Raw genomic sequence first — 13,815 nt, forward strand, 5'->3', positions numbered from 1 at the left:
CTGGCTTAACTGTCTACGTGGTTGTAATCGGCTAAAGCCGAAACATCCACTGTACGCCAGTTATGCTTTACACCGTTTTTTCTGATAAGGTTTTCGCAAAACTCTTTTGTTTGAATAGCATCCTGGACTTTTTGCTCAGCCTTATTAGCCGGAAATTAAAGGGATAGTACTTTTGTTTTCGCCAAAGAGTCTGGAGGTTCTTTTTTTAGTTCATTTTCATTATTTTACATATTTTATAGTCAAAAATGATAGAATAGGTTATATGTAAAAGGATTTTGACGTTGATTTTTTGGAAATGTACAGGATTTTTGATAGATTCCCCATAAGAAACATGCGATAGTGATTAGGAAAGGACAGATGTTATGGAAATTGGTGTGAAGTTAAAGGAAGCGAGAATACAAGCTGGATTAACTCAGGAGAAGGTTGCAGAAGAAATTGAAGTTAGTCGTCAAACCATCTCAAACTGGGAGAACGAGAAGTCTTTTCCGGATATTGTTAGTGTTATTAAACTGAGCAACTTATATGACATCAGCCTTGATCAACTATTGAAGGGAGATGAAGAAATGATGGGACATTTGGAAAAAAGTACAAATATCGTTAAGAGTAACCAGCAATTAATTTTGGCTATAGTCATTAATATTGCGCTGCTTATTCTATTTGTACTCTTCAATGGACTAATCATACAAAATGTCTATTTAATTATGGGGAGTATTACTATAGGAATACTAGGTACCTGCATATTATTTTATCAACTCATCAAAAAACTTTAGGAGGAAAACAAATGATTGTTTTAGCAGTAATTATGGGTTCCATGTTTCTGTTAGGAACATTTAGTATGGCTTATCAAATTTACAAAATTGTTGTTATGGATGCAGAGAGTAGAGGGTTGAAGCACCCAAAATTTTGGGGATTCTTTGCTCTTGGCGGACAAAACAGTAGTGGATTGATTCTTTACATGATTGGGAGAAATAGATACCCATTAAATATGGCAGAAGAAGTAAAGCCAATCTTTAATTCAAGAAAAAGAAAAGCCATTTTATCCTTATGTTTTAGTGCTGTAGGGATAATCGGTTTGGTGTATTTATCACTTTCTGGTAGTTTGGGGTGATTGCGAAATAATAAGTTCAGCAACTTGTATAAGTAAGATTTTTCGTAGCCTATTACAATGCAATAAATTCAACTCTTAGAATCTTTAAAATCAAAAAAGCACCAAAATGGCGTTTTTAGTAACGCTATTTTAGGTGCTTTTTTACTATTTTAATGAGTTCATTTGTTAACTATTTTTATTTGTTACTTAGCATCGAGTCTTAATTTTAGAATATTAACCTAACTACTTTTCTTTTCCTTTGTCAGATCATTCTTTCATAATCCCCGGCATTTTGGACCAACTCCAAGCGAAGGCTACTATGACGGCCACACCTAATACTAAATAAATCCAGTCCATTTTATTTCCCTCCCTTTTAATAAATACGGCGAATGTCTATGCTTAATTATACCATTTGAGCTGTCCCTAAACCATTTATATTATCAGGGGAGCTTTACTTTCCTAATATTATTAAAAAAAAGATGTAGCAATATGACCTAGTTTTTGTCATATTGCTACATCTTTTTTACATTTAATTATTTGTTAGCACGTTTAACGTATGTTCCTTCAGAAGTATTTACTTCTAGGTACTCACCAGCTTCAACAAAGTCTGGTACGTTAACAACTAAACCAGTTTCCATAGTAGCTGGTTTACCAGAACCAGTCACGGTAGCTCCTTTAATCGATGGTTGTGTTTCAGTTACTTGTAGGATAACCGTAGAAGGTAGTGAGACTCCAATAACTTCTGATCCATAGAATTGGATTTTAACCTCCATGTTTTCTAGGATATATTTTAATTCCTCTTCAATCGTTGCTTCAGGAATTTCATATTGCTCATAGGTTTCTAAATCCATGAAAACAGCTGTATCTTCTTGGCTGTAAAGGTATTGTACTTCTTTTGTATCGATATGAGCTTTTTCAACTTTTTCATCCGGACGCATGGTGGTATCTACAGTAGACCCAGAACGGACGTCACGAATCTTCATACGCATAACGGTATTTCCTTTACCAGGTTTGTGGTGGCTAATTTCAAGTACCTTTAATAGCTTGCCGTCTAGAATAAAAGTCATTCCAGCTTTTAAATCATTTACGTTTATCATCTTGATTCTCCTTAACATCTTTAAATTTCTTCCACCTCAATTTATACCATAAAATGAATGATTTTGCACCCCTTATCACTAAAAATGACGATTAGAATGGTTTGACAATCATATCTTGGTAACTTATGATAAATTTACGGATAAAATCAAGTTAGAGAAAGTGGGCGGTAATCGTGTTTAATAAGAAGAAAATACGTGGTAAAAAACGAATCTGGACTTCTATGAAGCGAGAAATTCTTGATATGGCTAAGGATACAACAGTAGAGGATGTTTTTATTGTTCCAGAATTTGAAGAGTGGCCTAGTAAGGTTTCAAAGAAATACAAAGTAGAGCTTGTTGAAACCTTAATTGAAGCCTTGCACATTAAGAAAAGTCTAGTGAAAGGGACAGAAAAAGTGTTAGCGTGGATTGAATTAACTAGACTTTCAAACTCTGCGGTTTCTGTCTATCAAAGTCAAAAGGAGTTAGACGAATTTTTTCGTTCTAGTAAAGAAGACGCGAAAGAAGTCCTATTAGGATTTTCATTTTCTTTCCAAATGACTACAATAGACCAAATCCCTGAAGACTATTCATATTTGTTGAATGTCATCAAAGAGGACTACTTGCTTCTTAAAGGAAAAGATGCCTTTAAACATGATGAATATGGCTATGAGAACGAACGGTTTTACATGGTACTAGGGGATATTGAGGGTATCAGAGAAATAATTGAGCAAGTTAAATGAGAAGGAGAAACAAATGATACCGATACAATTATCTACACGCCTTTTAAGAGTGGCTAACTATGTCCCGCAAGATGCTATTTTAGCAGATATCGGATCTGACCATGCCTACTTACCTATATATTTATTGCAAAATCAAACTATTCAATCTGCTATTGCTGGGGAAGTGGTTCAAGGACCATATCAGTCAGCAAAAACTTCCAGTCAGGAATATGGCTTGGAAAAGCTCATTGATGTTCGTATGGGTGATGGTTTAAACGTTCTCAAAGAAGAGGACCAAGTCACAGTTATAACAATCTGCGGTATGGGGGGAGAGCTAATCTCACAAATTCTAGAAGAAGGCTATCTTAAGGAGCATTTAGCTGGTGTTGAAACCTTGATTCTACAGCCAAACGTGGCCGAGTACCAAGTTAGAAAATGGCTATTGACTCATGGGTATGCTATCACTAATGAAGAGATTCTCGCAGACAACAAACGGATTTATGAGATTATTGTGGCTAAGCCAACACATGAAACTCCAAATTACTCTGAAGTTCAATTAAAACACGGAATTTACCTCACTCAAACCAAACCAGTTTTAGCTAAAGAGAAATGGCAACAACTAATCGAAAAACACAAGTTTGTACTGAAACAATTGCAAAAAAGTAGTCAAAAACAAGACGATAAAATTGCTCAAATTCAGAATGAAATAGCTCAATTAGAGGAGTTGATAATGTGACTCAGTTAACAGTGAAGGATATTATAAATCAGTTTGAAAGTTTCGCTCCGACATCATTTGCAATGGAGGGAGATCCTGTTGGCTTACATTTCGGTTCAAAAGATCAGCAAATTCATAAGATTATGGTTAGTTTGGATATTCGTCCACAAGTTGTTCAAGAAGCCATTGAAAAGGGTGTTAATTTTATTCTGGTTCACCACCCACCGATTTTTAGACCTATTAAACGTTTTGATTTGTCTAATCCTCAAACGGCCATGTATGCAGATATTATTAAGCACAATATTGCTGTTTATGCTGCACATACCAATTTGGATATTGCTCCTGGTGGGATAAATGATTGGCTAGCTCAAGCTCTTGATTTGCACGATATAGAGGTTTTAAGTCCAACTCAAGAATTTATGCTGCGTAAGTTGGTTGTCTATGTTTCTAAAACTGCTAGTGATACGGTTAGATTGGCCTTAACTAAAGCAGGTGCTGGTCAACTTTCTGATACGTATGCAGATTGTTCCTTTACTTCTAGTGGCTTTGGTCGTTTTAAACCACTCGAGGGAGCCAAGCCAGCCATTGGACAAGTTGGATATGAAGAAGTGGTGGAGGAAGACCGTATTGAGATGATTTTCTATTCAAACCAACTAAGTCACGTCATTGCTGCTTTACTTGAAAGCCATCCCTATGAGGAACCTGCCTATGATATTCTAAGTCTGGAAAATTCAGGGACAAGCATAGGATTAGGTAGGGTTGGGAATTTAAGCCAACCTTATTCATTAAAGGAATTGCTAGAGTTAGTTGCTAAAAAATGGGAAGTTGATGCTTTACGCTACATTTTGCCTACTAAAAATAAAGAAGATGTTTATCAACGGGTGGCACTTTGTGGTGGGGCTGGCAGTGAGTTTTATACGGATGCTTTGAAGACTCAAGCAGATGTTTATATTACTGGTGATATTACGTATCACCATGCACACGATATGCAGGAAAGCCAGTTAACGGTCATTGATCCTGGGCATCACACTGAAAAAATATGTATTCCACGTCTGACGACTTTATTAAATCAATGGAAAGAAGTATATCAGTGGCAGGTGGATATTATTCCATCAACTACCAATACTGAACCATTTCACTTCTATACAAAATAAGAAAGAGGTCTATTTATGCCAAACCAACTACTTGAACGTTTTATCTCCTATATCAAAAAAGATACACGCTCCAATTATGCAAGCAAAACAGTACCATCATCGCCAAACCAAACAGCTTTTTTACAAGATTTGGTCATTGAATTAGAGGAGTTAGGCTTTTCAGATGTCAGATTAAACCCTGTCAATAGCTTTGTTACTGCAACAATCCCTTCAAATACCAATAAAACAGTTCCTACGATTGGGTTTATTGCCCATGTGGATACAGCTGATTTTAACTCAGTCGGAATTAATCCTCAGTTTCATGAAAACTATGATGGAAACGATATTGTTTTACATGAAGGCAAGAACTTTGTTTTATCTGTTACTGATTTCCCGAATTTAAACAATTATAAAGGACAGACACTAATTACAACGGACGGCACAACACTTCTAGGGGCTGATGATAAAGCTGGAGTAGCGGAAATTGTAACGGCTGGTGCCTATTTGTTGGCCAACCCATCTATCCAGCACGGAACAATTCGAGTTGCTTTTGGTCCTGACGAAGAAATTGGTAGAGGAGCTGATCTTTTTGATGTAGCTGATTTTGCCTGTGATTTTGCTTATACTATGGATGGTGGACCTGTTGGCGAGTTGCAATATGAGAGCTTCAACGCTGCTCAGGCTGAAATTACTATTCAAGGCAAGAATGTCCACCCTGGTAGCGCCAAAAATACTATGGTCAATGCCTTGAGTCTTGCTAGTGAGATTCAAACTAGTTTACCTGTTTACCAAAGTCCAGAGTTCACCTGTGGAAGAGAAGGCTTTTATCACTTAGTTTTTACTGAAGGGACGGTTGAAGAGGCGACTCTAGTTTATATTATTAGAGACCATGACAAAACACTTTTTGAAGACAAAAAAGCTTATTTAACAAAAGTTGTTGACGAGATAAACGCACGTTTTGACAACCCACGCATTAGCCTAAATCTATTCGATCAGTATTACAACATGGCTGAAGTCATCGAAAAAGACTTCCAATCGGTTGAGCTTGCTAAAGAAGCCATGATGAATTTAGACATTCGACCAATCATCGAACCAATTCGTGGCGGAACAGACGGGTCTAAAATCTCTTTCATGGGATTACCAACACCAAACATTTTCGCTGGAGGAGAAAACTTCCACGGACGTTATGAGTTTGTTTCACTACAATCCATGGAAAAAGCTAGAGATGTGATTATTGAGATTGCTAAGCTAGCTGTGAGCAAATAAAGAGTAGATAATTCAATTCAAAATGAAAGTAAAGAAGCTATCTCTAAAATTTTGAGAATTCTAGTAGGGCAATGATGATAAAGCCACATTTTATTAGATATACTACAGAAGAATCTCCAGATAAATTACTGAAATGAAAACGGTGGTACTTTCGTAAGCCATAGACTAGGGCTCACGGAGGACCACTGTTTTCATTTCAGTTCTAGTTTTCGGAGATTTTTTTGTGACATAATAATTGGTCTATCTGTTAAGAAATATTAATCTAACTCATTTGTAAAGAAGTCACTAATTTGATTAAGCTTTTCTAGCGTTGATTGACATTCTGACTATAGAACGAGTAACCTTAGGAAAAGGAGGGCCAAGGCATGCAAGATAGAATCAAAAAATTTATAACACAATTACATCAAAAACCTATACTGACTCTATATGAAATAGGAGTAGTTGTCTCTTTTCTTATAGCCATTTTCTTAGGTTTTATGTCGGGAATAGGAGTAGGTACTACACTTTCCATCACAGAGATTGCTAGGAATTTTGGGTATATAGTTACTTATGGTTTTGCTTTTGTATTTTTTGTAGGGCCTGTGCTATTTTTCTGTGTTATTTTACCCATACTAAATACTATTAATCTTTTAAAACCTTATAAAAAGCTAGAATCCTTTTCTTATAATATGGTACTGCAAAGATTGTCGCTTTTGCTCTTTTCGCCAATATTTTTTCTACAATTAAGTTTTTTAGCATCTCCACAAAAAGATTGGCCTATACAATTGATTAACGATGATGTGCACAACCCAATTTATTCCAAAGCTCTACCATTAGTTGTGACTGTTGCTATCTTGTCCATTGTAGCTTACGTTTACTTATCATTTGTCAAATTAGAGAAGACTAGTCCTATTAAAATCATCCTGTCATTTTCTATGATGTTACTTGGATTGATACAATCAGTTATCTTAATTTATCAACTATCGCCGAGATTAGCCCCTTATCAGTATGGAACATTTATCTTGTTTCCGTTAAACTTTATTATCATTTCACTTAGTCTTTTTCGCATCATTGTCTCGCAATGGAATCAAAAGCAATCACGGCTGAACAAGGTGTACTCTAATCCTCTATTACAGAAGATTAATTTAATTCTGTCTTCGACTAAATCATGGCCAATTGCCATACTTATCTTTTCTTTGCCACTTTTAGCCGTGGGAGTAGGTATTTTAGTCCTATTTGGCCAATCGCCAGCGCTTATCATCAAAACTTGGACAGAGACCAGTGAGTGGTCCTTATCCGAGCAAGTTTCTCCACAAAATGTATTTCAGGATGAACATTATCTGTGTACAGTTGCGGCTGGAGGACATAAAAAGATTGTTAAGCCGATTCGATATGGAGTTCGTCATGGGCATATTGTCGTCGTGAACCGTCAACTGTCTATTGCCAATGCTTTTGAACAAGTCATAGAGGAAAAAGCTCCACGTTTCCATAAGGTGGTCAGATTTGTCTATGACCGCTATGGATTTCCTTTGGCACGTCTGGTTAAAAGCAAGACTAGTGCAGATATTGTCTATGTCCTTATGAAACCATTGGAGTGGTTTTTCCTTATTATTTTATATTTTACAGATGCCAATCCAGAAAATAGGATTGCTCTACAATATTTTCCTAAGAAATTTGAAGTGAGTAGATCCTATGAAACTTATGATGAAAAATAATAAGATATAATCTGCAACAGGGGTGGGTAAAAAGTTTGTCATAAAATAAAATAAAAGCTTTCTAACTCATAAAATAGTTTTCCAGAAATGTATCCGAAATGGGAACGGTGGCACTGCCGTGAGCCTTGATCTCACGGTCTTAGCTGCCTACGTGGCTGTAAGGGGCTGGGAAAAAAAGTCCATAATGACTAATAGTTATTTTTAAATCACAAAAGAGTTTTGCGAAAATCTTAGCAGATATGAGAACGGTGGCACCGCCGTGAGTCTAGGTCTCACTGGCTTAGCTGTCTACGTGGCTGTAATCGGCTAAAGCCGAAACATCCACTGTACGCCAACTATGCTTTACACCGTTATTTCTGCTAAGATTTTCGCAAAACTCTTTTGTTTGAATAGCAGCCTGGACTTTTTACCCAGCCCCAACATCCACTGTGCGTCAGCTATGCTATACACCGTTATTTCGGATACATTTCTGGAAAACTATTTTTTTTGATTACCATTTGAACTTTTTGCTTAGCACGTTAAATTTATGGTTCCAATTAAAACTAATCTTTCAAGCACAAAGACTATCTAGATAAATTTAGCAGAAGTAGGAAGTTAAGAAAAAGTCCGTATTTTACAACATAAAAGAGTTTCCGATCTATTTCTCGGAAACTCTTTTATGTTTGATGAGTAGATTTATATGGAGACACGAGTACATTATGAACTAATTGATTTTTTAAGTTGCTTTTCTTATCTTTGAACCGGTTTACTCATTTGTCTGACCAGTTCTTCGTTAGGCGTAATAAACGTATTTTGTTGCCCCTCATAGACCACAAATCCTGGTTTGGCACCATTTGGTTTGCGTAAAAATTTTACAGGTAGGTAATCAACTGGAACGGTTGCCGAGTGACGGAATTTTGAGTAGTAGGCTGCAAGATTGGCTGCCTGTCCAATGGTTTCGTCACTTGGATTGTTGGATTCAACAATGACATGGGCTCCCGGAATATTCTGGGCATGAAGCCATAGATAATCTTTTTTCGCTGTTCGCAAACTTAGTTGGTCGTTTTGAATGTTATTGCGACCAACCAGTATGCGAGTGCCATCTGATGCGAAGAACTCGTATGGCTTAGATGAAGCAGTTTTTTGCTTGCCTTTACGAGCTTGTTTTTTTAGATAACCACTTTGGGTTAATTCCTCTCGGATAGCTTCTAGATTCTTTACATCTGAATCTTCAATTTGCACAAGAATCGTTTCGATATAATCAATTTCTTCAAGGGTTTCTCTTTTTTGTTCTTCAATGTGCTGGATAGAGTTCCTCAATTTTTGATATCGTTTAAAATAAGATTGTGCATTTTGAGAAGGGTTAAGGCGATGAGACAGGGCGATAGTCATGGGCTGATTATCGTCATAATAATTGTCCAAGGTAATCTGGTCTTGGCCTTTCTCAATCATGTGCTGGTAGGTATTTAACAAGTCACCCTTGATGCGATACGATTCTGCCTGTTCAGATTTAGCCAAATCATCGTCCAGTTTAACCAGTTTATCACAGTTCTTTTTCAATTCACTTTTCAGCATTTGCAAAAGGTTGCCTGCCAATTGTTGGATTCGTTCTTCCTGCGATCGGTTGATATAATAAGCTTCCAGCAGAGCTGATAAGGAATCAAAATATTTTTCCTGATCAGCATTTAAACTGAGATAGGGGAATGGTGTAAAGTAAGATTTTTGATTTCTTATAGATAGGGTTGGTCGTAAGGCTTGATTGCCTTCTTGAATATACCCATAGAGGGCTTCGGCTAAAGATTGGTCTTTTCTTAAAGCTCGTTCAACAATTTCATGAGCTGTCTGTGAGCTAACGCCTTGAAATTGGTCCATCAAAAGTTTACTTGCTTGCTCTTGACTTGGCTTCATTTGTAAGAGAACATCTAGTTGAAAGAGGTCGTAATCAAAAGGATTCTTTTTAACTTGGTGGGGTGGAAGTTGGTAAACAGCACCCGGTTGTAGTGTTCGAAAAGAATTCTGGCTGAGTGGAACTCGCTTTAAGCAATCAACAATCAGGTTTTCTTGTCGGTTGATTAAAAACATATTGCTGTGTCGTCCCATCAACTCAATCGTGAAACGCCATTTGGCTTCATCACCTAGTTCATTACGGCTATCGATATCCATCTGCAAGATTCGGTCAGATCCTAATTGTTTAAAGTCACTAATAATAGCTCCCTCTAAATGCTTGCGTAAAATCATACAGAAATTAGGTGCTGTTTCGGGATTGTCTGCCTTTTCAGTCATAAAATGAACGCGAGCCATCATAGGGTGAGCCGAACAGAGTAGAATATGGTTTTTCCGATTAGCACGAATCGTCAGTTGAATTTCATAGGGGAGGGGCTGATGGATCTTTGAAATACGGCCACCAATAATCTGGTCGCTAATCTCTTTTGTCATCCATTTTGTAAATAAACCATCGAATGTCATTGAGGTTCTCCTTGTCATTTTTCTTGTGTTTCTTATTATAACATGTTTTTCAATAGGGGGTCTAAGTCTTTATTTTTGGGCTTCTTTACATTATGATTAGAATATAAAACAAGGAGGTTGATTGCCATGTTATGGAACATTAAAAAGTTTGAACAATTAACAAATCGAGAGCTGTTTGATATCTATAAAGCACGTGTATTGGTCTTTGTGGTGGAACAAGAATGCCCTTATCCTGAAGTGGATGATGCAGACCTGAATTGTTTACACATCTGGACACAACATAATCAAGGCGTCCAAGCCTATTGTCGTTTAATTCTTGAAGAGGATGGCATACATCTGGGACGAGTTTTGGTTGAGCAAAGCCAGCGGAAGTCAGGACTAGGTAGAGTATTGGTTGCTAAAGCCTTAGAGGTCATTGAAGAATGGTATCCAAATGTGCCAATTCATGCGCAAGCACAAGCCTATTTAGAAAAATTTTATGAAGGTTTTGGTTTTAAGGCTATTTCCGATGTCTATCTAGAAGATGACATCCCTCATATTGATATGCTGATTGAAAAATAGCACCCTATTTGCGAACAAAACATATCAATTTGTAATTAACATTCGTAATTAGAGAGGTTTTGTGCTATTATTAAGTCCGTATTAGGTCTCGATAGCACGAAACCGTTGTTTTGGTGTATTGAGAGTCACATTCCTTAAGGGAGGTTTTTTTGTGTCCATTCAAGTTGCGGTTATTATGGGAAGTAGTTCTGATTGGGAAACGATGAAACATTGCTGTGTCATTTTAGACCAGTTAGGAATTCCCTATGAAAAACAAGTTGTCTCAGCTCATAGAACACCAGACCTCATGTTTTCTTTTGCTGAAAAGGCTAGGCAAAGAGGCATCAAGGTCATTATTGCTGGTGCTGGTGGAGCGGCTCATTTACCGGGTATGGTTGCAGCAAAAACGACCTTGCCAGTGATTGGTGTACCTATTCAATCACGTGCTTTACAGGGGATGGATTCGCTCTTATCAATTGTTCAAATGCCCGGCGGAGTTCCAGTAGCCACTATGGCCATTGGAAAAGCTGGCGCCATTAATGCAGGATTGTTTGCTGCTCAAATTTTGGGTGCCTTCTCACCAGAAATCGCTACAAAGATTGAAGAAAGAAGAAAAGAGATGGCGGAAATGGCAATAGAAAGTAGCGATGACCTCTATGAATAATCCCAATCTTGATATCACAATCGGTATTGTTGGTGGAGGTCAGTTAGGAAAGATGATGGCTCAATCAGCTAAGTCATCTGGTTATCGTGTCATCATTCTAGACCCCCAAAAGGATTGCCCAGCTTCACAGGTTAGCGACCAACAGCTTGTCGCAGCCTATAATGACCCTGTTACCTTGAAAGAACTTTGTCAGCTCTCAACTGTCATTACCTATGAGTTTGAAAATGTGGATGCAGAAACCTTAAAACAACTCACCAATACGAGTAATTTTCCACAGGGAGTTCAAGTCCTTGAGATAACACAGAACCGTATTTTAGAGAAAAATTTTTTGCGGTCGAATGGCTTGCCAGTTGGAAATTATGAACCTGTTTATGAAACATCACATCTAATGCCAGCTTTAGAAAAGATTGGTTATCCAGCTGTTCTTAAGACTTGTCGCTTTGGCTACGATGGGAAAGGCCAAGTAATCTTAAAAGATTCTAGCCATCTGCCGCAAGCAATGGAACTTGTCGAAAATAGTGAATGTATTTTAGAAGCATGGGTGCCTTTTAGTAAGGAGCTTTCGATTATGGTTAGCCGCAATGCTTCTGGGCAGCTATCTTTATTTCCTGTTAGCGAAAACCAACATAGGGACAATATTCTTCATCTTTCGATTGTACCTGCTCGTATTTCAAGTAACATAGAAATGAGAATTCAAGACTTAGCAAAAAGAATCGCCGACAAACTAGACTTAGTTGGTACTTTAGGTATTGAATTGTTTTTAGTAGAAGAGGAAACTATTTTTATTAATGAGTTAGCACCCAGACCACATAATTCAGGACACTATTCCATTGAAGCTTGCAATTTTTCACAATTTGACACATCAATTCAGGCTGTTTTAGGTCTTTCTATGCCAAACATCCAATTACTGAAATCCGTGATTATGGTCAATGTTTTAGGGCAAGATCAAGAAAAAGTTTTTGAATTAAAAACACATAAACCCAACTGGCATTTTCATGATTATGGAAAAAAAGAGGGTAAATACAACCGAAAAATGGGGCACATTACTATACTAACTGATTGTATTCAAACCACACTGAAAGAAATTGATGATACTAGAATTTGGAGGAATAATTAAAATGATAAGTCGTTATACTAGACCAGAAATGGCTGCCGTTTGGTCAGATGAGAACCGTTACCAATCATGGCTAGAAGTTGAAATTCTTGCTGATGAAGCTTGGGCTTCTTTAGGTGAAATACCAAGTGAAGATGTAGAAAAAATTCGTCAGAATGCTTCTTTTGACATCAATCGTATTTTAGAGATCGAACAAGAAACCAGACATGATGTGGTGGCTTTTACTAGAGCTGTTTCAGAATCTCTAGGGGATGAGCGCAAGTGGATTCATTATGGTTTAACTAGTACAGACGTAGTAGACACGGCTTATGGCTATCAATTAAAGCAAGCCAATGACATTTTACGTGCCGATTTACAAAACTTTTTAGATATTCTTGCTGCCAAAGCATTGGAACATAAATACACAGTTACTATGGGACGAACGCATGGGGTTCACGCAGAACCAACAACCTTTGGCTTAAAATTAGCCCTTTGGTATTCTGAAATCAAACGGCATATCGAACGCTTCGAACACGCTGCTAAAGGGGTTGAAGCAGGAAAAATTAGTGGAGCTGTAGGGACTTTCGCCAATATCCCACCACAAATTGAAGCCTACGTTTGTGACAAATTAGGTATCCGGGCACAAGATATTTCTACACAAGTTCTTCCACGTGATTTACATGCGGAATATGTGGCAGCTATTGCCCTAATTGCTACAAGTATTGAGAAATTTGCTACTGAGATCAGAGGGTTACAAAAATCAGAAACTCGTGAAGTGGAAGAGTTCTTTGCTAAGGGACAGAAAGGGTCTTCAGCTATGCCTCACAAACGTAATCCAATTGGCTCTGAAAACATGGTCGGTTTAGCTCGAGTTATTCGTGGTTACATGATAACTGCTTATGAGGATGTATCTTTGTGGCATGAAAGAGATATTTCTCATTCGTCAGCTGAACGAATTATTTTACCAGATAGCACGACACTTTTAAACTATATGTTGAACCGTTTTGGAAATATCGTTAAGAATTTGACTGTATTTCCTGAGAATATGTTGCGTAATATGGATGCCACATTTGGTTTGATTTACAGCCAACGTGTTCTCTTAAAACTAATTGATAAGGGAATGAGTAGGGAAGAAGCCTATGACTTGATCCAGCCTTGTACAGCAGAGGCGTGGGATAATCAGGTGCAATTCAGACCATTATTAGAGAAGAATGCTCAAATTATGTCAGTGTTAACTATGGAGGATTTGGATGATGCCTTTGACTACCACTATCACCTTAGTCAAGTGGATACCATCTTTGACCGTGTTGGCATTGTAGCACCTGCTTGAAACCCATTATTTTTTAAAATTACAACAATTAGATAGCATAACTAGTAAAA

At 37.4% G+C, this 13,815-nt stretch carries 13 protein-coding genes; 11 read left to right on the forward strand and 2 right to left on the reverse strand.

Going from position 1 to position 13,815, the window contains the following annotated elements; translation table 11 throughout:
• Positions 1-362 precede the first annotated feature (362 nt).
• Both NPA36_RS05000 and NPA36_RS05005 read left to right on the forward strand, forming a co-directional pair.
• Entirely contained in the window at positions 363-770 is a 408-nt protein-coding gene (locus tag NPA36_RS05000; RefSeq protein ID WP_256945010.1) for a helix-turn-helix domain-containing protein, read from the forward strand.
• A gap of 11 nt (positions 771-781) precedes the next feature.
• Positions 782-1,108 carry a hypothetical protein gene (locus NPA36_RS05005; protein WP_256945011.1) on the forward strand — a complete coding sequence of 109 codons (327 nt, stop codon included), beginning with the start codon at positions 782-784 and terminating at the stop codon, positions 1,106-1,108.
• A 512-nt stretch (positions 1,109-1,620) separates the two neighbouring features.
• On the opposite strand, the gene efp is transcribed toward NPA36_RS05005, so the two are convergent.
• Positions 1,621-2,184: an elongation factor P gene (gene efp, locus NPA36_RS05010; RefSeq protein WP_256945012.1), complete on the reverse strand. Its 564-nt coding sequence runs from the start codon at positions 2,182-2,184 to the stop codon at positions 1,621-1,623.
• A 173-nt stretch (positions 2,185-2,357) separates the two neighbouring features.
• Here efp and NPA36_RS05015 point away from each other — a divergent pair, with 173 nt between their 5' ends.
• The 5 genes from NPA36_RS05015 (at position 2,358) to NPA36_RS05035 (ending at position 7,693) form a co-directional block, all read left to right on the forward strand.
• Positions 2,358-2,906 (forward strand): hypothetical protein, encoded by a 549-nt coding sequence (locus tag NPA36_RS05015; RefSeq protein WP_256945013.1) that lies wholly within the window; start codon positions 2,358-2,360, stop codon positions 2,904-2,906.
• A gap of 13 nt (positions 2,907-2,919) precedes the next feature.
• Positions 2,920-3,621, forward strand: coding sequence for a tRNA (adenine(22)-N(1))-methyltransferase (locus tag NPA36_RS05020; protein ID WP_256945014.1), 702 nt, complete (start codon positions 2,920-2,922; stop codon positions 3,619-3,621).
• Complete coding sequence (locus NPA36_RS05025; RefSeq protein ID WP_256945015.1) at positions 3,618-4,754, forward strand: Nif3-like dinuclear metal center hexameric protein; 1,137 nt, start codon at positions 3,618-3,620, stop codon at positions 4,752-4,754. Before NPA36_RS05020 ends, NPA36_RS05025 begins: the two co-directional genes overlap by 4 nt.
• A gap of 15 nt (positions 4,755-4,769) precedes the next feature.
• Positions 4,770-5,999 (forward strand): peptidase T, encoded by a 1,230-nt coding sequence (gene pepT / locus NPA36_RS05030; protein WP_256945016.1) that lies wholly within the window; start codon positions 4,770-4,772, stop codon positions 5,997-5,999.
• A 365-nt stretch (positions 6,000-6,364) separates the two neighbouring features.
• The gene (locus NPA36_RS05035; protein WP_256945017.1) at positions 6,365-7,693 is read left to right on the forward strand and encodes a DUF6688 domain-containing protein; all 1,329 of its coding nucleotides are present in this window, start codon (positions 6,365-6,367) and stop codon (positions 7,691-7,693) included.
• 729 nt (positions 7,694-8,422) lie between these two features.
• Here the strand turns inward: NPA36_RS05035 and NPA36_RS05040 are convergent.
• Positions 8,423-10,138, reverse strand: coding sequence for an NFACT family protein (locus NPA36_RS05040; RefSeq protein ID WP_256945018.1), 1,716 nt, complete (start codon positions 10,136-10,138; stop codon positions 8,423-8,425).
• Positions 10,139-10,264: 126 nt separating this feature from the next.
• On the opposite strand from NPA36_RS05040, the gene NPA36_RS05045 reads away from it, so the two are divergent.
• From NPA36_RS05045 to purB, 4 genes are all read left to right on the forward strand, one after another.
• Complete coding sequence (locus NPA36_RS05045) at positions 10,265-10,699, forward strand: GNAT family N-acetyltransferase (RefSeq protein ID WP_256945019.1); 435 nt, start codon at positions 10,265-10,267, stop codon at positions 10,697-10,699.
• A gap of 175 nt (positions 10,700-10,874) precedes the next feature.
• Positions 10,875-11,342 (forward strand): 5-(carboxyamino)imidazole ribonucleotide mutase, encoded by a 468-nt coding sequence (gene purE, locus NPA36_RS05050; RefSeq protein ID WP_407932783.1) that lies wholly within the window; start codon positions 10,875-10,877, stop codon positions 11,340-11,342.
• Entirely contained in the window at positions 11,335-12,459 is a 1,125-nt protein-coding gene (gene purK / locus NPA36_RS05055) for a 5-(carboxyamino)imidazole ribonucleotide synthase (RefSeq protein ID WP_256945021.1), read from the forward strand. The genes purE and purK overlap by 8 nt, the downstream gene beginning before the upstream one ends.
• Before the next feature lies 1 nt (position 12,460).
• Positions 12,461-13,765 (forward strand): adenylosuccinate lyase, encoded by a 1,305-nt coding sequence (purB, locus tag NPA36_RS05060; RefSeq protein ID WP_256945022.1) that lies wholly within the window; start codon positions 12,461-12,463, stop codon positions 13,763-13,765.
• The last annotated feature ends 50 nt before the right edge of the window (positions 13,766-13,815 follow it).

Origin of the sequence: Granulicatella seriolae (assembly GCF_024543085.1) — a bacterium.
GTDB lineage: Bacteria > Bacillota > Bacilli > Lactobacillales > Aerococcaceae > Granulicatella > Granulicatella seriolae.